The 21,437-nt window shown below is 72.6% G+C and carries 17 protein-coding genes; 7 read left to right on the top strand and 10 right to left on the bottom strand.

Annotated elements, in window-relative coordinates:
- The first annotated feature begins 224 nt into the window (after positions 1-224).
- From ACSHWO_RS12820 to ACSHWO_RS12805, 4 genes are all read left to right on the top strand, one after another.
- Entirely contained in the window at positions 225-1,541 is a 1,317-nt protein-coding gene (locus tag ACSHWO_RS12820) for a PhoH family protein (protein WP_361100969.1), read from the top strand.
- A gap of 410 nt (positions 1,542-1,951) precedes the next feature.
- The gene (locus ACSHWO_RS12815) at positions 1,952-2,650 is read left to right on the top strand and encodes a transglycosylase SLT domain-containing protein (protein WP_361100972.1); all 699 of its coding nucleotides are present in this window, start codon (positions 1,952-1,954) and stop codon (positions 2,648-2,650) included.
- 118 nt (positions 2,651-2,768) lie between these two features.
- A complete protein-coding gene (locus ACSHWO_RS12810) occupies positions 2,769-4,166 on the top strand; it encodes an AI-2E family transporter (RefSeq protein WP_438311874.1) in 1,398 nt (465 codons plus the stop codon).
- Positions 4,150-4,857 (top strand): hypothetical protein, encoded by a 708-nt coding sequence (locus tag ACSHWO_RS12805; protein WP_438311872.1) that lies wholly within the window; start codon positions 4,150-4,152, stop codon positions 4,855-4,857. The genes ACSHWO_RS12810 and ACSHWO_RS12805 overlap by 17 nt, the downstream gene beginning before the upstream one ends.
- A gap of 59 nt (positions 4,858-4,916) precedes the next feature.
- Here ACSHWO_RS12805 and ACSHWO_RS12800 read toward each other — a convergent pair whose 3' ends face one another.
- Both ACSHWO_RS12800 and ACSHWO_RS12795 read right to left on the bottom strand, forming a co-directional pair.
- The gene (locus ACSHWO_RS12800; protein WP_361100981.1) at positions 4,917-5,453 is read right to left on the bottom strand and encodes an alkyl hydroperoxide reductase; all 537 of its coding nucleotides are present in this window, start codon (positions 5,451-5,453) and stop codon (positions 4,917-4,919) included.
- A 3-nt stretch (positions 5,454-5,456) separates the two neighbouring features.
- Positions 5,457-6,011: a peroxiredoxin gene (locus ACSHWO_RS12795; protein WP_361100983.1), complete on the bottom strand. Its 555-nt coding sequence runs from the start codon at positions 6,009-6,011 to the stop codon at positions 5,457-5,459.
- Between the two features lie 135 nt (positions 6,012-6,146).
- Between ACSHWO_RS12795 and ACSHWO_RS12790 the strand changes: the two genes are divergently transcribed.
- Positions 6,147-7,094, top strand: a complete 948-nt coding sequence (locus ACSHWO_RS12790) for a hydrogen peroxide-inducible genes activator (protein ID WP_404234217.1) — start codon at positions 6,147-6,149, stop codon at positions 7,092-7,094.
- A gap of 48 nt (positions 7,095-7,142) precedes the next feature.
- Here the strand turns inward: ACSHWO_RS12790 and ACSHWO_RS12785 are convergent, their stop codons facing one another.
- Genes ACSHWO_RS12785 through ACSHWO_RS12775 form a run of 3 tightly spaced genes read right to left on the bottom strand, consistent with a single transcriptional unit; the run spans position 7,143 to position 10,683 of the window.
- Positions 7,143-9,479 carry an FtsX-like permease family protein gene (locus tag ACSHWO_RS12785; RefSeq protein ID WP_438311868.1) on the bottom strand — a complete coding sequence of 779 codons (2,337 nt, stop codon included), beginning with the start codon at positions 9,477-9,479 and terminating at the stop codon, positions 7,143-7,145.
- On the bottom strand, positions 9,476-10,162 hold the full coding sequence (locus ACSHWO_RS12780) for an ABC transporter ATP-binding protein (RefSeq protein WP_385837914.1): 687 nt from the start codon (positions 10,160-10,162) through the stop codon (positions 9,476-9,478). Before ACSHWO_RS12780 ends, ACSHWO_RS12785 begins: the two co-directional genes overlap by 4 nt.
- Positions 10,159-10,683, bottom strand: coding sequence for a PadR family transcriptional regulator (locus ACSHWO_RS12775; RefSeq protein WP_385837923.1), 525 nt, complete (start codon positions 10,681-10,683; stop codon positions 10,159-10,161). The genes ACSHWO_RS12780 and ACSHWO_RS12775 overlap by 4 nt, the downstream gene beginning before the upstream one ends.
- A gap of 257 nt (positions 10,684-10,940) precedes the next feature.
- On the opposite strand from ACSHWO_RS12775, the gene ACSHWO_RS12770 reads away from it, so the two are divergent.
- Complete coding sequence (locus tag ACSHWO_RS12770) at positions 10,941-12,431, top strand: DUF2079 domain-containing protein (protein WP_438311865.1); 1,491 nt, start codon at positions 10,941-10,943, stop codon at positions 12,429-12,431.
- A gap of 14 nt (positions 12,432-12,445) precedes the next feature.
- Here the strand turns inward: ACSHWO_RS12770 and ACSHWO_RS12765 are convergent, their stop codons facing one another.
- Positions 12,446-12,730 (bottom strand): hypothetical protein, encoded by a 285-nt coding sequence (locus ACSHWO_RS12765; RefSeq protein WP_385837930.1) that lies wholly within the window; start codon positions 12,728-12,730, stop codon positions 12,446-12,448.
- Positions 12,727-13,635 carry an SPFH domain-containing protein gene (locus ACSHWO_RS12760; RefSeq protein ID WP_361101004.1) on the bottom strand — a complete coding sequence of 303 codons (909 nt, stop codon included), beginning with the start codon at positions 13,633-13,635 and terminating at the stop codon, positions 12,727-12,729. Before ACSHWO_RS12760 ends, ACSHWO_RS12765 begins: the two co-directional genes overlap by 4 nt.
- Before the next feature lie 233 nt (positions 13,636-13,868).
- On the opposite strand from ACSHWO_RS12760, the gene ACSHWO_RS12755 reads away from it, so the two are divergent.
- Entirely contained in the window at positions 13,869-16,127 is a 2,259-nt protein-coding gene (locus ACSHWO_RS12755) for a transglycosylase domain-containing protein (protein WP_385837943.1), read from the top strand.
- Positions 16,128-16,297: 170 nt separating this feature from the next.
- On the opposite strand, the gene ACSHWO_RS12750 is transcribed toward ACSHWO_RS12755, so the two are convergent.
- The 3 genes from ACSHWO_RS12750 to ACSHWO_RS12740 all read right to left on the bottom strand — a co-directional run bounded on the left by ACSHWO_RS12750 (position 16,298) and on the right by ACSHWO_RS12740 (position 21,358).
- Positions 16,298-18,325 carry a SpoIIE family protein phosphatase gene (locus ACSHWO_RS12750; protein ID WP_438319068.1) on the bottom strand — a complete coding sequence of 676 codons (2,028 nt, stop codon included), beginning with the start codon at positions 18,323-18,325 and terminating at the stop codon, positions 16,298-16,300.
- Between the two features lie 813 nt (positions 18,326-19,138).
- Complete coding sequence (gene fomD / locus ACSHWO_RS12745) at positions 19,139-19,834, bottom strand: cytidylyl-2-hydroxypropylphosphonate hydrolase (RefSeq protein WP_385837958.1); 696 nt, start codon at positions 19,832-19,834, stop codon at positions 19,139-19,141.
- A 102-nt stretch (positions 19,835-19,936) separates the two neighbouring features.
- Positions 19,937-21,358 (bottom strand): class II fumarate hydratase, encoded by a 1,422-nt coding sequence (locus ACSHWO_RS12740; protein ID WP_438311862.1) that lies wholly within the window; start codon positions 21,356-21,358, stop codon positions 19,937-19,939.
- Between the last annotated feature and the right edge of the window lie 79 nt (positions 21,359-21,437).

The following is a 21,437-nucleotide window of genomic DNA, read 5'->3' as shown; positions in this document are numbered from 1 at the left end:
GCCGAGGCTGTTCGGGGAATATCCCTTTCAGGTCGACGCCCGATCCACGGGTGTCGAATCTCAGCGGACGGCACGGGGCCGTCCGCCCGGGAGGCCCTTTGCACCAGGACGCACGTGCGGTTCGCACGGACGGAGTGGGAGGGCCGGAATTCGGCCCTCGCAGGGGTGCCGATGACCGGTCCGGTCTTCAAGGCCCGACCTCTTACGAGGGGGTACGTCCTTCCGTGGTGACCAGCACTAAGCGCCGCCTGCCCGACAGGCGGACCTACGTCCTCGACACCAGCGTCCTGCTGGCAGACCCCAACGCCATCACCCGTTTCGACGAGCACGAGGTCGTGCTCCCGATCGTGGTGATCACGGAGCTGGAGGCCAAGCGCCACCATCCCGAACTCGGCTACTTCGCCCGCCAGGCCCTGCGCCTGCTGGACGACTACCGGGTCCGCAACGGTCGGCTCGACGCCCCCATCCCGATCGGGGAGCTCGGCGGCAGCCTGCGTGTCGAACTCAACCACTCCGACCCGGGCGTCCTGCCGGCGGGCTTCCGGCTGGGGGACAACGACTCGCGGATCCTCGCGGTCGCCCGCAACCTCCAGGCCGAGGGCTACGACGTCACGGTCGTCTCGAAGGATCTCCCGCTGCGCATCAAGGCCTCCTCCGTGGGCCTGCTCGCCGAGGAGTACCGCGCCGAGCTCGCGATCACCGATGCCGGCTGGACCGGCATGAGCGAGCTCGCCCTCTCCGCGGAACAGGTGGACCTCCTCTACTCGGAGGAGCGGCTCTACGTCCCGGAGGCCGCCGAACTGCCCGTGCACACCGGACTGATCCTCCAGTCCGAACGCGGCAAGGCCCTGGGCCGGGTCACCGCCGACGGCAACGTCCGGCTCGTGCGGGGCGACCGCGAGGCCTTCGGGCTGCACGGCCGCAGCGCCGAGCAGCGCATCGCGCTCGACCTGCTGCTCGACCCCGAGATCGGCATCATCTCCATGGGCGGCCGGGCCGGCACCGGAAAGTCGGCCCTGGCGCTGTGCGCGGGCCTGGAGGCCGTACTGGAGCGCCGCCAGCACCAGAAGGTGATGGTCTTCCGGCCGCTGTACGCGGTGGGCGGGCAGGAGCTGGGCTACCTGCCCGGGGACCAGTCCGAGAAGATGAGCCCCTGGGCGCAGGCGGTCTTCGACACCCTCTCGGCGGTGGCCGGGCGGGAGGTCATCGAGGAGGTGCTGAACCGGGGGATGCTGGAGGTCCTGCCGCTCACCCACATCCGCGGCCGCTCGCTGCACGACGCGTTCGTCATCGTCGACGAGGCGCAGTCCCTGGAGCGCAACGTCCTTCTGACCGTTCTGTCCCGGATCGGTGCGAATTCGCGGGTGGTCCTGACCCACGACGTCGCCCAGCGCGACAACCTTCGGGTCGGCCGGTACGACGGAGTGGTCGCCGTCGTCGAGAAACTGAAGGGGCATCCGCTCTTCGCGCACGTCACGCTGACCCGTTCCGAGCGGTCGCCGATCGCGGCCCTCGTGACGGAGATGCTGGAGAACCTGTAGGTGCGTACGGGGTGAAAACCCCATAGCGGGACAGTTGGTTGACGCCGTCCGGCAAGGGTCCAGGAGCCTAGCCGGACGGCGTCGTGTTGCACAGCCCTTCGGCGCAACAAGCCGCGACATGCCAGGTGTGACCTTTCCCACGCATCGGGGAATTGCCTTGCGGTGGCGGGGTCCGGCAGAGTCTGTTTTCCGTCAGGCCCTGCATACGGCACAGTTGTATCTCCCGTGAGATACGTGCACCACCACAACTCCACAGCCGTTCGCCGTATGCCGCCCGAGCATCACGCGGCAGCCCCCGCAGGGGAGTTGCCCACGGGCCCGCGCTTCCAGTGACGACGTTCCACGGAGGCCAGTGTCAGGGGCACTCTTGCGCCCGCCGGTCACTGCGGACGCTGCTGGAAGGACATCGTGTGAGCCGGATCTCGGTCCGGGGATTCGCAGTGGCGTCGGCCACCGCGGTCACCACCGTGGGCGCAGTCGTGGGCGTCGCCGCAGGCGACCCCTCCGCGAACGACCTGGAGACCACCGCGTCCGGGGCCACCCTCCTGGCCGACATCCCGGTCGGCGAGCAGGTCGAGGTCCAGAGCGGCTCCCTGGCGCAGCAGGCCGACACCATCGCGCAGGGTGCCGACACCGAGGCCCGCCGTTCGGCCGAGGAGGCCGCACGCGTCCAGGCCGCCGAGGACGCCAAGACCAAGAAGGCCGAGGCCCAGAAGGCCGCGGACGAGAAGCTGAAGAAGGAGCGCGAGGAGAAGGAGCAGATCGCCAGCCGATCCGCCACGCGCGACGCCTCCGACTTCGCGCCCCAGAGCTCCTACACGGTCGCTCAGGTCAAGGACATCGCCCGGCAGATCGTCCCGTCCGGCCAGTTCCAGTGCTTCTCCAACATCGTCAACCAGGAATCCACCTGGAACTACAAGGCCGTCAACTCGTCCTCGGGCGCGTACGGTCTGGTCCAGGCGCTCCCCGGGTCGAAGATGTCCTCGGTCGCCTCCGACTGGCGCACCAACCCGGCCACCCAGATCCAGTGGGGTCTGAACTACATGAACGACCGCTACGGCAGCCCCTGCGGAGCCTGGAGCTTCCACCAGGCCAACGGCTGGTACTAGCACCGGCCCGAGCCGCAGCCGCTCGACTTCCGGGGAGCCCCGCACCGTCCGACGGTGCGGGGCTCCCCGCGTGTACGGTCTGTCGGAGTGCGTCCGCAGGTGGGGGGAAGGGAACGACATGGGGAACAGGGCAGGCTGGCTCGGCCGGCTCGCGAGCAGACTGAACCGGATGGAGGCCGGACTGGCCGCGCGGCGTGCCGTGGTCGAGGCCGAGGCCGAGGCCGGTTCCGGGGCGGGTGCCGGGACGGCCGGCGAGGGCCGGGCCCCCGCCGCAGCCTCCGGGCCGCCGACCCCGGCGCCGGGCACCTCCACGGAGCACCCGGCCCTCCCTCCCCACCCGCCCCTGCCGCCCGCGCAGCCCGCGCGCCCCGACCCGGCGAGCGTGATCCCCTGGGGCATGCGGGTCGCCGCCGAGGCCAGCTGGCGGCTGCTGCTGCTCGCCGGGATGCTCTGGGTGCTAATGAAGGTGATCAGCGAAGTCCGCCTGGTCGTCCTCGCGTTCGCCGCGGCCATGCTGGTCACCGCGCTGCTCCAGCCCTTCGTGGTGCGGCTGCGCCGGCTCGGACTGCCGCGCGGACTGGCCACGGCCGTCACCGCCGTCCTCGGCTTCGTGATCATCGGCCTGGTCGGCTGGTTCGTGGTCTGGCAGGTCATGGAGAACCTCGACGACCTCTCCGCCCGCGTCCGCGACGGCATCAACGAGCTCAAACTCTGGGCACTGGCCAGTCCGTTCCACGTGACCGAGAAGCAGATCAACGACATCGCGAAGAACCTCAGCGAGACCATCGGCACCAACACCGAGCAGATCACCTCCGCGGGCCTGCAGGGCGTGACGGTCCTGGTCGAGGTGCTCACCGGAATGCTGCTCGCGATGTTCTCGACGCTGTTCCTGCTCTACGACGGCGCGCGCATCTGGGGCTGGGCCCTGGGCCTGGTCCCGGCCGGCGCCCGCCGGGGCGTGGCCGGCGCCGGCCCGCGCGCCTGGCGGACGCTGACCGCGTACGTGCGGGGCACGGTCCTCGTCGCGCTCATCGACGCCATCTTCATCGGCCTGGGCATCTACTTCCTCAACGTGCCGATGGCGGTGCCGCTGGCCGTGTTCATCTTCCTGTTCGCCTTCATCCCGCTGGTCGGCGCGGTGGTCTCCGGCGCCCTCGCCGTGGTCGTCGCGCTGGTGACGCAGGGGCCGGTCAGCGCCCTGCTGGTGCTGGCCGTGGTGCTGGCGGTGCAGCAGATCGAGGGGCACGTGCTCCAGCCGTTCATCCTCGGCCGGGCGGTACGGGTGCACCCGCTCGCGGTGGTGCTGGTGGTGGCCGCGGGCGGCATGATCGCGGGCATCGGCGGGGCGGTGGTCGCCGTACCTCTGGTCGCCGTCACCAACACCGTGGTCGGCTACCTGAAGGCCTACTCGCGCGACCAGCTCCTGCACGGCGCCGCGCCGATCGGCCCCGGTCCGCACGGGGCGACGGCGGTGGAGCAGGCCGCGCGGGAGGCCGGCAGTGATCAGCGAGCCTGAGCTGGAGGGGGGCTGGGAGGACGACCGGCCGCCCGCCGCTCCGGTGCCGCAGGACGATGCGGAGGGCGCCGGACGCGCCGTACGCGGGGCGCCGTGGCCGTGGCCGTGGGCGCTGGGCGGGGCCCTGCTGGCCTCGGCCGCGTGGGCGGCCTTACCGGTGTTGCAGGACCGTTCCTTCGGGAGGCCGCCGCTCGCGTACCGGCACAGCGAGGACCTGTGCAAGGAGACCCGGCTCGACACCCTCGTGAAGACGACCGCGCCCGTGATGTCCAACCACCGGGCCCACCGGGAGAGCCCGGCCCTCGACTGGTCCCACTGCGAGTACTTCACGGAGTGGGTGGAGAAGGGCACCTCGTACCAGATGCAGGTCATGGTCGAGCTGCACAAGAAGACCGACCCGGAGGCGGAGTTCGGGGTCGCCCCGGGCGTCTTCCGGGAGGTGGTGCCGAACGCCGGCGAGGTGGAGCAGGTGGCCGGGCTCGGCGAGCGGGCGCTGATGAACAGCAGGTCCCCCTACACCTCGGGCCCCCGCCTCCAGGTGCTCGACGGCGGGGCGGTGTTCACGCTGTCCGTCGGGTGGCTCGGGGAGACCGGCGAGGCGGGCGCCGAGGGCCCGCAGCCCGACGAGGACGCCGTCAAGGCGGCCATGGTCGAGGACATGCGGACGCTGATGGCCCGGCTGCGCAAGTAGAACGGGACAGGGGCCCCGCCGCCGTGACGGCGGCGGGGCCCCTGCGCGCGTACGGGCTGCTACTCGGCGAGGGCGGCCTCGGCGTCGAGGGTCACCGCGACGGCCTGGATCACCGAAGCGATCTTGAAGGCCTCCTGGATCGTCGAGCGCTCGACACCGGCCTTGCGCAGGACCTGCTCGTGCGAGTCCAGGCACTGGCCGCAGCCGTTGATGGCGGAGACCGCGAGCGACCACAGCTCGAAGTCGACCTTCTCCACGCCCGGGTTGCCGATGACGTTCATCCGCAGGCCCGCCCGCAGCGTGCCGTACTCCGGGTCGGAGAGCAGGTGGCGGGTGCGGTAGAAGACGTTGTTCATCGCCATGACCGCGGCGGCCGACTTGGCGGCCGTGTACGCCTCGGGCGACAGGGCGGCCTTGGCCTCCGGCTCCAGCTCACGCAGGACCCGCGGGGAACGGGCGGCGATGGCGCAGGACAGGACGGTGCCCCACAGCTGCTGCTGGGTGAGCGTGTCCTGGTTGCCGACGACCGAGCCCAGGTTGAGCTTCAGGTCCTTGGCGAAGTCCGGTATGGCGGACTTGAGGGAGTCGAGGGACATCCGTCACTCACCGGCCAGCAGGGCGCCGGCGTCCAGGGTGTCCTCGCCCTTGTTCCAGTTGCAGGGGCACAGCTCGTCCGTCTGCAGGGCGTCGAGGACCCGCAGGACCTCCTTGGGGTTACGGCCGACGGAGCCGGCGGTCACCATCGAGAACTGGATCTCGTTGTTCGGGTCGACGATGAAGACGGCGCGCTGCGCGAAGCCGTCCGCACCCTGCACGCCGCAGGCCTGCATCAGCTCGTGCTTGGAGTCGGCCAGCATCGGGAAGGGCAGGTCACGCAGGTCGGCGTGGTCCTTGCGCCAGGCGTGGTGGACGAACTCGGAGTCGCCGGAGACGCCGAGGACCTGCGCGTCGCGGTCGGCGAACTCGTCGTTCAGCTTGCCGAAGGCGGCGATCTCGGTCGGGCACACGAAGGTGAAGTCCTTCGGCCAGAAGAACACCACGCGCCACTTGCCCTCGTAGGTCTTGTGGTCGATCTGAGCGAACTCCTTGCCGGCCTCGAGCGAGACGCAGGCGGTCAGATCGTAGGTGGGGAACTTGTCACCGACAGTGAGCACGTGCTCTCCTTGCAGGGGAAAGGCGCCCTGACCGGGCGCCTTTTCGAGGGGTTGGACGTGTCTCACATGCTGGCACAGCCAGCATTGATTGTGGAAATAGCTAGTCTTGTAGTGGGTGATCGGAGGTGCTTATCAGTGGCTGTGGGTAGTAGGGGAGCGAAGCAGGCGACGCTCGCACAACTGCGCGCGTTCGCCGCCGTCGCCGAACACCTGCACTTCCGGGATGCCGCCGCCGCCATCGGAATGAGCCAGCCCGCGCTCTCCGGCGCCGTCTCCGCACTGGAGGAGGCCCTCGGCGTGCAGCTGCTGGAGCGCACCACCCGCAAGGTGCTGCTCTCCCCGGCCGGGGAGCGGATCGCGACCCGCGCCCGTGCCGTCCTCGACGCCATGGGCGCCCTGCTGGAGGAGGCCGAGGCGGTACGCGCCCCCTTCACCGGCGTCCTGCGCCTCGGGGTGATCCCCACGGTCGCCCCCTACCTGCTGCCGACCGTGCTCGGCCTGTTCCACCGCCGCTACCCGGGCATGGACCTCCAGGTGCACGAGGAGCAGACGTCCTCGCTGCTGGAGGGGCTCGCCGCCGGACGGCTCGACCTGCTGCTGCTCGCCGTGCCGCTCGGGGTACCCGGGGTCACCGAACTCCCGGTGTTCGACGAGGACTTCGTCCTGCTCGCCCCCCGCGAACACCCCCTGGCCGGGCGCCGGGACATCCCGCGCGAGGAACTGCGCGGCCTCCAGCTGCTGCTGCTGGACGAGGGGCACTGCCTGCGCGACCAGGCCCTGGACATCTGCCGGGAGGCCGGGCGGCCCGACGGGGCCGACGTCACCACCACCGCCGCCGGGCTGTCCACGCTCGTCCAGCTGGTCGCGGGCGGCCTCGGCGTCACCCTGCTGCCGCGCACCGCGCTGCGGCTGGAGACCGCCCGCAACGAGTACCTGGCCACCGGGTACTTCGCCGAGCCCGCGCCCTCCCGGCGGATCGCGCTCGCCATGCGGACCGGCACCGCCCGGCAGGAGGAGTTCCGGGCCATCGCGGCCGCGCTGCGCGAAGCCGTGCGCCCGCTCCCGGTGTGGCCCGCCGAGTAGTCGGACCGCCGGGAACGGGCGTGCGTACGGCGCCGGTCGGCGCGCCGGTCACTCGGTGCGCAGACCGTCCGGGCGCATCATCCGCAGCAGCGGCGGCAGGCTGAGCAGGGTCACCACGGCGACGGTGGCGGCCCCGATGCCGGCCATCCCCGCGACCGAGGCCCAGTCGACGCGGACGGGCACGTTGGTCATCCGCATCAGCACCGCCCCGAGCGTGAGGCCGATGACGGTGGCCAGCGCCAGGCCGAGCAGGACCGGCAGGGCCGTCTGCCAGAGCACCGACAGGCTCAGCGTCGAGCGCCTGGTACCGAAGGCGACCAGGGCGGCCAGCAGTGTCCGGCGCTCCCGCAGCTGCTCCAGCTGGGACACCAGAAGGCTGGCGCCGATCAGGACGAGGACGAGGGTGGCGCCGATGAACAGGCCGGTCCGGATGGAGCCGAGCTCGGGGGCCGTCCGGGTCGCCTGGAGGGTCATCACGGTGGCCAGCGGGTCGGCCTTGTAGGCCGCCGTCCGGGCCAGCTCCATCGCGTCCGGCGTTGCCGGGTCCAGGGTGATGTACACCTGGGCGGAGCCGTAGCGCTGCACCTTCGGGGCGGCGGCCGGGGTGACCAGCAGGCCGCTGCGCGTCGCGCCGACCGGGTCCTTGCGGGCCTGCACCGGGCGGGTGGAGGCGGGCACGGTCCAGACGGTGGGCGGCGGGCCGTCCGGGTCGTGGAGGTTCCCCGTGTACAGCTTCTCGCCGGGGGCCGCGGTGGCCCGCTCGCCGCGCGGGGTGGTGCCGCCCGTCAGGGCGAAGGCGTCGCCGTCCCGGCAGGAGGGCAGCACGGCGACCTCGCTGAGGGCGGCGCACGTGCCGACGGTGAGCTGGACCGGGTCGGACTCCGCGTCCGCGGGGTCGGCGGCGGCCGAAGCCAAGGCCAGCGGGACGGCCTTGGCGATGCCCCTGGTGCCGGCCACCGCCTTGCCGAGGGCGTCGACCCGGTCCTCGGTGCCGGAGCGGGTGAGGATCGACAGCGAGGCCCGGCCCGGGTCCTGGCCGGTCTCCTCGGAGTAGTCGCGCTCGACGCCGGCGAAGAGCATCTGCAGGGCGATGGCCCCGGCGACCGCGACCGCGATGCCGCCGACCAGTCGGGCGGCGGTGCCACTGGTGAGCTGGAGCCGGCGCACGGCCAGCTGCCAGGAGACCGGTCCGGCCCCGCCGGACAGGCCGACGGCCCGCTCCAGCAGCCAGGGCAGCAGGGCGGTGATGCCCACGAGGAGCAGCACCACGCCGGCGGACACCTGCCACTGGTTGAACCGGCCGGACTCGTTGCCGCGGCCCGTCATCGGGACCAGCAGGCCGAGTCCGGTCGGCGGCAGCAGCAGCCGCCACCACAGGCGGCGCCGGACCGGAGGAGCCGAGCGCACCACGCCCAGCGGCTCGATGACCGCGCCCCGCAGCGCGAACAGGGTCACGAGGACGGCCGCGGCCGGGACGGCGACGGCGACCGCCAGGGCCAGCGGCCAGGCAGGGGCGAGGTCGGCGGGGAAGAGGCTGCGGTCCTGGATGCTGACGTACGGGGTGAGCCGCCGGGCCGCGAGGAAGAACCCGGCGCCCAGGAACAGGCCGACCACCGCGCCGGCGAGCGCCTCCCCGGCGGCGATCCGGCGGGTCGTCCGCCCGTCCGCGCCGACCAGGCGCAGGGCGGCGAGGCGCTGGTCGCGGCGGTCGCCGCCGAAGCGGACGGCGGCTGCGACGAACACGGCCACCGGCACCAGCAGGGCGGTGAACATGACGAGCACGAGCAGGGCCAGGACCGGGTCGAGGGGCTGGGCCTCCAGGGTGTTCTCGAAGGCGGTGATCCGCTGGACGTAGGGGCTGTCCGCCTCCTGGGAGAGCCGGTCGGTGCCCGCGTAGTAGTAGAGCTCGCCCGGTCCGACGAGTCCGGCGTCGCCGATGACGGCCGTGACCCGACCGTCGAGGCGCTCGCGCAGCAGCTTGCCGGCGTCGCTCTTCAGCAGCCGGTCGAGGGCGGGGGAGACGGCCAGTTCACCGGGGCCCGGGTACCTCCTGAGCCCGGGTGCGACCGGCGCGTCGGGCCCCTCGGGTTGGACCAGGCGCCCGCTGACGTCGTCCGAGCGGTAGGTCATGTTCCCGGGGGCGATCAGCAGGGTGTTCCGCCCCGGCCGGTCGGCGGTGTGGGAGGTGATCGTCTCGCGGGCGTCGCCGCGCGCGTCGCGGGCCGCCATCGCGGCGGGCACGGCGGTGGTGCCCAGGAGCAGGGCGACGCCGAGGCCGACGCCCACACCGGTCAGGAGGGTGCGCACCCGGCCCTCGCGGCCGCCGCCGACGGCGAACCGGACGCCCATGGCCAGGTCGCGGGCCCAGGTACGGAGCAGGTTCATGCGATCCGCTCCATGTCGCGGGACCGGCCGTCACGGACGACGATCTCGCGGTCGGAGTACGCGGCCACCCGGGTCTCGTGCGTGACGAGGACGACGGCGGTGTCGGCGGCCCGGGCGGACTCGGTCAGCAGCTGCATCACGAGTTCGCCGTTGAGGGAGTCGAGGGCGCCGGTGGGCTCGTCCGCGAAGACCACCCGCGGGCCGGCGACCAGGGCGCGGGCCACGGCGACGCGCTGGCCCTGGCCGCCGCTGACCTCGCCGGGGCGCTTGCGGGCCAGGTCGTCGACCTGGAGCTGCTCCATCCAGTGCAGGGCGGTCCGCTCGGCCTCCCGGCGTTTGACGCCGGTCAGCCGCAGCGGCAGGGCGACGTTCTCCACGCAGGTCAGCTCGGGCACGAGGCGGCCGAACTGGAAGACGAAGCCGAAGTCCGTGCGGCGCAGGGCACTGCGCTCGGCGTCGTTCATCGCGGTCAGCTCGCGGCCCGCGTAGGTGATGGAACCGGAGTCGGGCGTCACGATGCCGGCCAGGCAGTGCAACAGGGTGGACTTGCCGGAACCGGAGGGGCCCATGACGGCGACGACCTCGCCGGGGTGGATGGAGAACCCGGCGCCGTCCAGGGCGTACGTGGTCCCGTACGCCTTGCGGAGGTCCGTGGCGGCGAGCAGGGAGCCGGCGGGGGTCACCGGGCCACCTCCTGCCGGAGCTGGTCGAGGCGGGCGGCGGTGAGCTCCAGCCACCGCAGGTCGGCTTCGAGGTGGAACAGGGCGTGGTCGCAGACCAACTGGTCGGCGAGGTCCCCCTTGCGCTTGCGCTGGGTCAGGACGCGCATCAGCCGCAGGTGCTCGGCGCGCTGGGTGTCCAGCAGGTCGGCGGCGCTGCGCCCGGTCAACAGCGCCAGGACGACCTTGGTGTAGAGGGTGGACTGGAGGTAGGGCTCGGGCTTCTCGGGCTGGGCGAGCCAGGCCGTGACGTCGGTGACGCCGGCGTCGGTGATGGCGTACCGCTTGCGGTCGGGGCCGCCGCCCGCCTCGATCCCGTCGACCTCGACGAGGCCGTTCTTCAGGAGGCGGGACATGGTCGAGTAGACCTGCCCGTAGGCGAGCGGGCGGTCGTGGCCGAACTTCTCGTCGAAGGCGCGCTTGAGGTCGTAGCCGTGCCGGGGGCCGGCCTCCAGGAGGCCGAGGAGCGTGTGACCGATGGACATGCCCCGGACTATACATCCGGTGTATACGCGATGTGTATACACGCGGTGCAGAGGTGGGCGCCGCCCCGTCCTGCGGCCATTCGAAGGGACTTGCAGCCCGGAGGCGCCGGCTCGGCGCCGGCTCCGGGAGCGGCTGGCACTTTGTGGGCACCGGTCCCGTTTTCCCGGGTCCCGCTCCGGCCCTGCTCCGGCCGCTCCGGCCGCTCCGGCCTCGTACCGGCCGCGTTCCGGCGGCCCCGTCTCCCGAAAGGCGCACCATGCACGCACCTCCCGCGGACACCCCCGCGCTCCCGCCGCAGCAGTCGGCCGCACCGGCGCGGACGGACGGCCGGCCGACCCCGGCCGCCACCGCGTCCGCCGGGCGGTCTGAACCCCCGTGGTGGACGTGGGCGGTGGTCTCCGGTCTCCTCCTCCTCTACGCGACGCTGTCGCTGCGCACCCATGAACGGCTGCAATCGCACAGCTTCGACCTGGCGATCTTCGAACAGGCCGTCCGCTCCTACGCGGCGGGGCACCTGCCGGTCTCCGAGGTCAAGGGGCCGGGCTTCCCCCTGCTCGGCGACCACTTCTCCCCGGTCCTGGCCCTCCTGGCCCCGGCGTACTGGATCTGGCCGTCGGCCCGCACCCTGCTGGTGGCGCAGGCGGCCCTCGTCGCGGTGAGCGCGCTGCCGTTGATGCGCTGGGCGCACCGGGCGCTGGGCACCGCCGCGGGGGTGGTCGTCGGGCTCGCCTACGGGCTCTCGTGGGGCATCGCGAGCGGGGTCGGCTTCGACTTCCACGAGTGGGCCTTCGCCGTCCCGCTGCTGGCCTGCTCCCTGGCGGCGCTGGGCCAGGGGCGGCCGCGGGCGGCCGTGCTGTGGGCGCTGCCGCTGCTGCTGGTGAAGGAGGACATGGGGCTCACCGTCGCCGTGATCGGGCTGCTGGCCGCATGGCGCGCCGGCAAGGGCGGGCGCCGGCTCGGGATCGCCGCCGCCGTGGCCGGGGTGGCGGGCGCCGCCCTGGCCGTGGTCGTGGTGCTGCCCGCGTTCAACCCGGGCGGCGGGTACTTCTACGTCGGCTACGTGGACGGCGACGGCTCCGGCAGGAGCCTCGGGCAGCTGCTGTATGCGGCCACGATCGGGCTCGTCACCCCCGAGGTCAAGGTGACGACCCTGGTCATGCTGCTGGCGCCGACCCTGTTCCTGGCCGTGCGCTCACCGCTGGTCCTGGTCGCGGTGCCGACCCTGCTGTGGCGGGGGTTCTCCGAGTACGAATCCCACTGGGGCACCGGCTTCCACTACTCCCTCATCCTCATGCCGATCCTCTTCGCGGCGTTCGTCGACGCCCTGCAGCGGCGCGGCACCACCACCGCCGGGTTGCGTCGCCACCTGCTGGGCGCGGCCGGGGTCTGCGTGCTGCTGCTGCCGAGTCACTCGCTGGGGCAGCTGTTCCAGCCGCTCTTCTGGAAGGCCGATCCCCGGGTGGCGGTGGCGCACCGCGTGATGGACCGGATCCCGGACGGCGCGACCGTCCAGGCGTCCGACCGCCTCGTCCCGCACCTGGTCCACCGGACGAGCGTCAGCCTGTTCGGCTGGCCCGACAGCCGGCCGAACCCCGAGTGGATCCTGGTGGACACCCGCGTCGCGCCCGAGCTGCGTTGGCCGCTGGACGCCCTCGACGAGGCCGTCGCGCTCGCTGAGGCCAGGAGCCGCGGATACCGCACGGTGGCCAACGAGTCCGGCTTCGTGCTGCTCAGCCGCACGCGCTGACCGGGCCGCGGCCCTCAGGGCCGCGGCCCGGACCGCGGTCGGCCGCGCGGCGGGATCGGGGCCGCCCCGCCCGGGAGCCGGCCGGTCTCCGCCAGCGCGCGCCGCAGCAGGAACTCGATCTGCGCGTTGGCGCTGCGCAGTTCCTCGCCGGCCCAGCGCGCGAGGGCCTCGTACACCTGCGGGTCGAGCCGCAGCAGCACCTGCTTGCGCTCCTGCCGTCCGGCGCGCGCGGCCCGCTTCGGCGCGGGCCCGTGCCCGTGCCCGGGCTCCGCGGCCTCCGCCTCGCCGGACGGGCTCACTGGTAGAGGGTGCCGGTGTTGACGACGGGCTGGGCCGCGCGGTCCCCGCAGAGGACCACCATCAGGTTGGAGACCATGGCGGCCTTGCGCTCGGGGTCCAGCTCCACGATGTCCTCCTCCTGTAGGCGGGTCAGGGCCAGTTCCACCATCCCGACCGCGCCTTCGACGATCTGCTTGCGGGCCGCCACGACCGCGCCCGCCTGCTGGCGCTGGAGCATCGCGGAGGCGATCTCCGGAGCGTACGCGAGATGTGTGAAGCGCGACTCGATGATCTCGACGCCGGCCGCGTCGACCCGCGCCGAGAGCTCCAGGGCCAGCTTCTCGGTGATCTCCTCGGCGTTGCCGCGCAGCGACAGGCCGCCCTCGTCGTGGGCGTCGTAGGGGTACTCGATCGCGATGTGCCGGACCGCCGCCTCGGCCTGGGTCTCCACGAACTCGGCGAAGTCCTCGACCTCGAAGCTGGCGCGGGCCGTGTCCTGGACCCGCCACACCACGACCGCGGCCAGCTCGATCGGGTTGCCGTAGGCGTCGTTGACCTTCAGGACGGCCGTCTCGTGGTTGCGCACGCGGGTGGATATCGAGTCCCGCGAGGTCAGCGGGTTCACCCAACGCAGGCCGTCCGTGCGGATGGTCCCGCGGTAGCGGCCGAAGAGCTGCACCACCCGGGCCTCGCCCGGCGAGACCGTGTTCAGCCCGCTCATCGCCAGCAGCGAGACGGCCACCAGCAGGATCCCGGGCACGATCAGGCCGAGGTGCCGCACGCCGGCCTCCCCGGCTGCGCCCAGGGCGATCAGCAGCACCCCCACGGCCGCCCCCGCAAGGCCGAGCAGGAGGGCGAGTCCGCCGCCCACGCTGCGCGCCGGGAACTCCCGTACGCCCGTCTCGACCCGTGCCGCTTCTGTTATGACTTGCCCCCGTTCCCATGGGTCCGATCGATCGGACGCCCTAGCAAAGTGATATCACTTTTCGGGGTCACCGCAACCCTCCGGGGCGCACGAGCGTCGGTTCCCTTGACGTGGGTGCTGATTCTCACGTCCGAATTGAACGGTTTTGTTCATACTTGGCAAACCTTTGCCACAACCTGCGGTGTTAGCTTTTTCAGCTGACGTCGGGGGGGAATTCGAGCGGAGCGGGAGCGATGGGCCGAGCAGAAGCGCGTAAAGCGCAGCAGCAGCGCAGCGCGCGGCGGTCGCCGCGCGGGCGCGCCAGTGGAAAGGGGCAGGCCGGCAAGCGCACCGGCATACGCCGCTTCCTCAACTGGAAGACGGTCCTGGGGACTTTCTTCGGGATGATCCTGCTCGGCATGGCCGCACTCGTCGGCCTGTACTACTACGTCGACGAGCCCGACCCCAACGCCGAGGCGATCCAGCAGAGCAACACGTACAAGTACGCCGACGGGACCCTCATGGCCCGCGTCGGCGAGATGAACCGCGAGATCGTCCCGATCAACAAGGTCCCGAAGGAGATCCAGACGGCGTTCATCGCCATCGAGAACAAGTCCTTCTACGAGGACCGCGGCGTCGACTTCATGGGCGTGGCCCGGGGCCTGTTCCGCACGGCCCTGGGCAAGGGTGCGGCGGGCGGTTCGACGATCACCCAGCAGTACGTCAAGAACTTCTACCTGACCCAGGACCAGACCCCCACCCGCAAGCTCAAGGAGCTGGTGATCTCCCTCAAGGTCGACCAGCGCATGGAGAAGGACGACATCCTCGCGGGTTACCTGAACACCAGCTACTTCGGGCGCGGCGCCTACGGCATCCAGGCCGCCGCCCAGGCGTACTACAACACCGACGTCGAGAAGCTGACGCTGGAGCAGGGCGCGTACCTCGCGGCCCTCCTCCAGGCCCCCAGCGACTACGACTGGGCGACCGCCAGCCCGAAGGGCAAGGAACTCGTCACCGTCCGCTTCAACGGCGTCTTCCAGAACATGGTCGAGATGGGCGCGCTGGACGAGGCCAAGCGCCAGACGCTGAAGTTCCAGGAGCCGGTCAAGCCCAAGCCCGCCCCGGGCCTGGACGGCCAGAAGGGCTACCTGAAGCAGGCCGCCGACGCCGAGCTGCGCCGCCAGACCGGCATGACCGCCGCCGAACTCCAGGCGGGCGGCTGGGAGATCACCCTCAACATCGACCCGAAGAAGCAGAAGGCCCTGGAGACGGCCGTCAAGGACGAGCTGGAGTCGAAGCTCGACCGCAAGAACCGGCCCGTCGACGCGGCCGTGCAGGCCGGCGCCACCTCCGTCGACCCGAAGACCGGCGCGATCGTCGCCATGTACGGCGGCACCGGCCTGTCCGACCACTGGGCGAGCAACGCCCTGCGCACCGACTTCCAGCCGGGCTCGACGTTCAAGCCGGTCGTGCTGGCCTCCGCCCTGGAGAACAAGGCCCTCACCCAGGACAAGAAGCCGATCACGCCGAACGCCCTGTACGACGGCACCAGCAAGCGCGCGGTCGTGGGCAGCAGCGTCCCGTTCAACCCGCAGAACCAGGACGACAAGGACTACGGCACCCCGATGATGACGGTGCAGGAGGCCACCAACTTCTCGGTGAACTCCGTGTACGCCCAGATGATCGTCGACGTGAAGCCGCCGAACGCCAAGAAGACGGCCCTCGAGCTCGGCATGAAGGACCGTCAGGGCTGGCCCGAGGACAAGCCGGCCATGTCGCTCGGCACCATGAGCGCCAACACCCTTGAGATGGCGGCCGTCTACGCGACCCTCGACAACCACGGCAAGAAGGTCACCCCTTCGATCATCAAGAGCGCCGAGCACGCCGAGCGCGAGTTCAAGAAGCCCGAGTCCGGCCAGCAGGTCCTCAGCCGCGAGACCGCCGACACCGTCACCAAGGTCCTCACGGGCGTCGTCAACGACGGCTCCGGCAAGGCCGTGCGCAGCTCCGCGTACGAGGCCGCCGGCAAGACCGGTACCACCGAGTCCAACGTCGCCGCCTGGTTCACCGCGTACACGCCCGAACTCGTGACCGTCGTCGCGATGTTCGGTGAGGAGCCGGGAACCGCCAAGCAGACCACCCTGACCGGTACCGCGGGCGGCGGACGCGCCGGCGGCTCCAGCTTCCCGGCGGAGATCTGGAAGGCGTACACGCTGGCCGCGCTCAAGGGCGTGAACACGGCGAAGTTCGACCTGTCCGAGGCGGACATGGGTCCCGTACAGCTCCCGTCGCGCAGCACCTCCCCGTCGGCCTCGACGAGCTCGGCCAGCCCGGACCCGAGCAAGAGCAGCTCGGCGAGCCCGGACCCGAGCAAGAGCAGCTCGGCGAGCCCGGACCCGAGCAAGAGCAGCGGCAAGCCGGACCCGACCAAGAGCGGCACGGTGAAGCCGGACCCGACCAAGAGCGGCGCGACCCCGCCGATCCAGCCGCCGTTCGGCCAGCAGAACCCGTAGGCCGCACGCACCACACGAAGGACCGCCGCCCCGCAGCTCACGAGCTGCGGGGCGGCGGTCTTCTGCGCGGTGCGGAGCCGTCGCGCGGGCTGGGCGCGGCCCTGACGGCCCGGAGGTGCCCTGTGGGCTCCCCCGGGCCGTCCAGCAGGCTCAGACGCCCTCGGCGGTCCTCAGCGGCGGTCGTGGCCGCCCGGCAGCGACAGCTCGAACCAGACCACCTTGCCGCTGCTCAGCCGGGTCGCTCCCCAGCGCCGGGCCATCCGGTTGACGAGGAAGAGCCCGCGACCGCCCTCGTCGGTCTCCCGGGCCCGCCGCTGGCGCGGCAGTTGCGGGGAGTCGTCGCCGACCTCGCAGCGCAGCACGTCCGTCCGCAGCAGGCGCAGGGTGACCGGCCGTTCCGCGTACCGCACGGCATTGGTGACCACCTCGCTGACCAGCAGCTCCACCGAGTCCTCAAGCTCCTCCAGGCCCCAGCGGGCCAGTGCCCGACGGGCGAACCGGCGGGCCCGCCCCGGGGCGGTCTCCTCCGGGTCGAGGAACCAGTACGCCACGTCGCTGGGCGCGATCCCGTCGAAGCGGGCCGCGAGCAGCGCGATGTCGTCGTCCCGGTCGCCGGGCCCCAGCATGTCGAGGACGTCGTCGCAGAGCGCTTCCAGCGGCGGCGGGTGGTCCAGCCCGGTCAGCTGGGCGGTCGTGGCCAGCCGCTCGCGCAGCTGCTCGATGCCGGTCCACACGTCCCGCAGCCGGGACTCCACCAGCCCGTCGGTGTAGAGCAGCAGCGTGGCCCCGGCCGGGGCGTCCAGCTCCACGGCCTCGAAGTCGACGCCGCCGACGCCGATGGGCGCGCCCGGGGGCACCCGGAGCACCTCGGCGCGGCCGCCCAGGTGCAGCAGCACGGGCGGCGGGTGGCCGGCGTTGGCGATGGTGATCCGGTGCGACACGGGGTCGTACACGGCGTACATGCAGGTCGCCATGCGGTCGGAGCCCAGCCGCTGCGCCTGCTCGTCCAGGTGGTGCAGCACCTCGGCGGGCGGCAGGTCCAGCTGCGCCAGGGTCTGCGCGGTGGTCCGCAGCTGCCCCATGATCGCGGCGGACGTCATGGAGTGGCCCATGACGTCGCCGACGACGAGCGCGACCCGGCTGCCCGGCAGGGGTATGGCGTCGTACCAGTCCCCGCCGACCCGCGCGGTCTCGGCCGCCGGCAGGTAGCGGGAGGCCAGCCGGACCCCGGTGGGCTGGGGCAGGCTGTGCGGCAGCATGGTGCGCTGGAGTTCGTCCGCGATGTACGCCTCGCGGCCGTACAGGACGGCCTTGTCGATGCCGAGCGCGGTGTGCGTGGCCAGCTGGGCGGCGACCAGCAGGTCGTTCTGCTCGAACGCGGGCCGCTCCGGGCTGCGCAGGAACACGGCGGCGCCGATCACCCGGCGGCGGCCGCGCAGCGGCGCGAGGACGGCCCTCCGGCCGCGCGGTACGGGGTGCTCCGCGCCCAGCAGCTCCGGCAGCGCGTCCTGCGCGCCCTCCGAGGACGCGAAGACGGGCCGGACGCCGCGCAGCACCTCGGCGAGCGCCCCGCCGTGCAGGATCTCGCACAGCTCGGCGGCGGGCAGGTCGCCCTGCGGGCCGACCAACGGCAACTGGCTGAAGTCGAGCTCCCCGGCGCCCCCCGCGGCACCGGCGCCCTCGGCTCCGGTCAGGTCGTCGATCGGCCGGAGCCGGTCGGTGCGGCGCAGCCTTAAAACGACCGGGCCCACGGGCCGTTCGTCGCCGACCGGCAGGGGATCGCGCAGGTAGACGAGGATGGCGTCGGAGAACGTCGGCACGGTGGCCCGGCACAGGCCGAGCACGATCTCGTCGAGGTCGATGCCGCGGGCGATGCGGCGCGTGGCGGCGCCGACGAACCGCAGCCGGTCGCCCTCCCGGCGGGCGAGGGCCCCCTCGACGCTGCCGACGGAGGGCACGGCGCCGCCGGGCGCCGCCCGGTCCCCGGTCCCCGCCGTGTCCCGGACGTCGGGCGCGCCGGGCTGCGGGGTGCCCTCCGGGTCGGCGGGGTCGACCGGGTCGACGAGGTCGACGGGGTCGAGGCCGGCGGTGGCCGTGCCGGTGCTGCTGGTTCCGCTCTTGCTGCCCTTGCCGCTCTCGGCGCCGGCGGCGTCCGTACCGCCGGCGTCGGCCGCGCGGCTGCGTACCGCGTCCGGTATGGCGTCAGCTGCGGCCGCCGCCGCGGCCGTTGCCGCCTGCGCGGCCGGCCGCTCCTCCCCCGTACGTGCGGGGCGGGCCGCTGCGGCGGTCCGGGCGGCCTCGGAGTCCCGGGTGCGGCCGCGCCGGCGCCGGGTCCGCGGGACGGCCTGTGCCGCGGAGCGGCCCTCCTCGCGGGCGGGTGCGGCCGCGGGGTCCGGACCGGGGGTCGCCCCGCCGTCGCGGGGCCGTGGGACGTCCGGGCCGGGACCGGGGGTGTCCGCGTGCGCGCGCACGGGGTCGGCGCCGGGACCGGCCGTACCGCGCACGCCCTCGGCGGCCGGGGCGGGAGCCTTCCCGTGGCCCAGCTCGTCCGTGCACCCACTTGGGACCGCGGCACGGGCCCGCCCGTCCGCGGTGCCGGCGGCAGCGGAGGCGGAGGAGGAGGGCGTGCCGGGGCCGCCCTGGGCCGGTGCCGCGGCGGCTGCGGCAGGCTGCGGGCCCTCCTGCGAGGTGGGGTACTCCGTCACGCGTGGCATTCCGTCCGTTTGCGCTCGATGTGCGCTGCACTCAACTCGGTCAGTCGCGGTATACCCGCTCAGCGGCGGGGACACCATCACCCCGCGGTTCCTCCCCAAACTCGGTCAGGGGGACGCCCGCCCCGACTTCGTCCGCGGGGACCCCCACCCGCACGTTACCCTCTCGCCCCGGCGTTGACCTCAAGTCAATTTCCGCGTCCGACACGAGATTTACGGAAGTACGGCAGGGTGCGGCACCCGCACGCGACCTTGCGGAGGGAGATATTACGGTTCAACCCCCGGGGCGCATCAAGGGTCTCATGAGGTCATGTACGCCGGAGTGCGGTCCCAGTCCGCCGGCAGGGCCGGAACGCCCCAGGCCGGATCGGGCCGCCAGCCCTCCCACCCGTCCGAGAACGGAGCCCCCCACGCCTTGACGACCTCCAGGGCCGCCTGCCCGGCCTCCTGCACGCGCAGCGCCTGGCCTGCGTCCAGCAGTCCGACCTGCTGCGCCTGCGCGAACTCGTCCTCGTCGCGCCACTTCCACGTGCGGTCCGGGTAGACGGAGATGTCGAGGAAGTGGTCGACGGAGTCGATCCCGCCCGTCCAGCGCGACCGCGGCTCCTCGAGGTTGACGTACCAGTTCTTGAACCGCCAGCCGTGCTCCCAGAACAGCCACACCGACCACGGGTCCCCGGGCCGGGCCAGCTTCAGCACGCCCGTGCCGAACCAGCGGGAGCGCACGGTGGTGCGGGGCGCGGTGTAGCGGGTGGCGAGCGGCTCCTCGTGCACGGGGGTACCGTCGGCGAGCACCGGCTTGACGCACTCGGTGCCGGGCGCCATCCACACCGCCAGCAGCTCCGCCGTGTCCTGCACCACGGTCACCGGGCGGCAGATGTGGACCGCGCCCGTCAGGCCCGGGGCGTGGTCGCGGTACCGCCAGAGGACCTGGGTCCCCGGCCGCCAGCGCCCGCCCTGTGCTTCGCCGCCCCCGCGGCCTGAGGTACCTGTCATGCGCAGATATTAGGGCTGGGGCCCCTGCGCTCGCTGCGGTGCAGGTCACGGAGGGGTTCGGGGACGGGAAACGACCGGATCCGGCCCCTGTCGGGAACCGTTTCAGGGTCGGGTCATCCGCAGGACGTCGAGGGCCTCGTCGAGCTGCTCCACGGTCAGGTCGCCCCGGTCGACGTAGCCGGCCTCCAGGACGACCTGCCTGATCGTCTTCCGCTCGGCGAGGGCCCGCTTGGCGACCTTGGCGGCCTCCTCGTAACCGATGTACCGGTTGAGCGGGGTGACCACGGAGGGGGAGGACTGGGCGTACTCCCTGGCCCGGGCCACGTTGGCGGTGATCCCGTCGACGGTGCGGTCGGCGAGCAGGCGGCTCGCGGAGGACAGCAGGCGGATCGATTCGAGCAGGTTCCGGGCCATCACGGGGAGCATCACATTGAGCTCGAAGTTGCCCGCGGCGCCCGCCACCGCGACCGCGGTGTCGTTTCCGGTCACCTGCGCGGCGATCATCAGCACGGCCTCGGGGACGACCGGGTTGACCTTGCCGGGCATGATCGAGGACCCCGGCTGGAGATCCGGGAGGTTGATTTCGGCCAATCCCGTACGCGGTCCGGAGGCCATCCAGCGCAGGTCGTTGCAGATCTTCGTGAGGGAGACGGCGATGGTGCGGAGCATGCCCGAGGTCTCCACCAGCGCGTCCCGGGCGCCCTGGGCCTCGAAGTGGTCGCGGGCCTCGGTCAGCGGCAGCCCGGTCGCGGCGGCCACCTCGGCGATCACGGAGGCGGAGAAGCCGGCCGGGGTGTTGATCCCCGTGCCCACCGCGGTGCCGCCCAGCGGCAGTTCGGCCAGCCGGGGCAGGGCCGCCTCCAGCCGTTCGATGCCGTAGCGGACCTGGGCGGCGTACCCGCCGAACTCCTGGCCCAGGGTGACCGGCGTGGCGTCCATCAGGTGGGTCCGGCCCGCCTTGACCACCTCGGCGAAGGCGGCGGCCTTGCGCTCCAGGGCGAGTTCGAGGTGGCGCAGGGCGGGGACGAGGTCGTGGGTGACGGCGGCGGTCGCGGCGATGTGGATGGACGACGGGAACACGTCGTTGGAGCTCTGCGAGGCGTTGACGTGGTCGTTGGGGTGGACGTCGCGGCCGAGCCGCTCGGCGGCCAGGGTGGCGATCACCTCGTTGGCGTTCATGTTGGACGAGGTCCCGGACCCCGTCTGGAACACGTCCACGGGGAAGTGGTCGTCCCACCGGCCCTCGGCCACCTCGGCCGCGGCCGCGACGACGGCCGCGGCGAGCTCGCGGTCGAGCACCCCCAGCTCCGCGTTGACCGTCGCCGCGGCGGCCTTGATCCGGGCGAGTGCCTCGATGTGGGCGCGCTCCAGGCGCTGCCCGGAGAGCGGGAAGTTCTCCACCGCGCGCTGGGTCTGGGCCCGCCACTTGGCGTGCGCGGGGACCTTCACCTCACCCATGGAGTCGTGCTCGACGCGGTGCGGCCCCGCCTGGTCCCGGGCGGCGTCGTGCTGATCGTTCGTCATGTTCGGGCCTCCTCGCAAGGTTGAGCAATCGTCCTGTCGGAAGTGTTCCCATCTCCCCTACCGAGCAGTAAGTACCGGC

Origin of the sequence: Streptomyces pallidus (ex Mingjun et al. 2026) (assembly GCF_051550185.1) — a bacterium.
Lineage (GTDB): Bacteria > Actinomycetota > Actinomycetes > Streptomycetales > Streptomycetaceae > Streptomyces.
The sequence above is the reverse complement of the archived record's forward strand: the minus strand, read 5'-3'. Positions and strand labels throughout refer to the sequence as shown.

Coding starts and splice junctions, on each gene's coding strand:
- ACSHWO_RS12810 (WP_438311874.1), top strand. CDS start 2,769: ATGGGGAACAGGGCAGGCTGGCTCGGCCGGCTCGCGAGCAGACTGAAC.
- ACSHWO_RS12800 (WP_361100981.1), bottom strand. CDS start 5,453: ATGTCCCTCGACTCCCTCAAGTCCGCCATACCGGACTTCGCCAAGGAC.
- ACSHWO_RS12785 (WP_438311868.1), bottom strand. CDS start 9,479: ATGAACCTGCTCCGTACCTGGGCCCGCGACCTGGCCATGGGCGTCCGG.
- ACSHWO_RS12775 (WP_385837923.1), bottom strand. CDS start 10,683: ATGTCCATCGGTCACACGCTCCTCGGCCTCCTGGAGGCCGGCCCCCGG.
- ACSHWO_RS12770 (WP_438311865.1), top strand. CDS start 10,941: ATGCACGCACCTCCCGCGGACACCCCCGCGCTCCCGCCGCAGCAGTCG.
- ACSHWO_RS12755 (WP_385837943.1), top strand. CDS start 13,869: ATGGGCCGAGCAGAAGCGCGTAAAGCGCAGCAGCAGCGCAGCGCGCGG.
- fomD (WP_385837958.1), bottom strand. CDS start 19,834: ATGACAGGTACCTCAGGCCGCGGGGGCGGCGAAGCACAGGGCGGGCGC.
- ACSHWO_RS12740 (WP_438311862.1), bottom strand. CDS start 21,358: ATGACGAACGATCAGCACGACGCCGCCCGGGACCAGGCGGGGCCGCAC.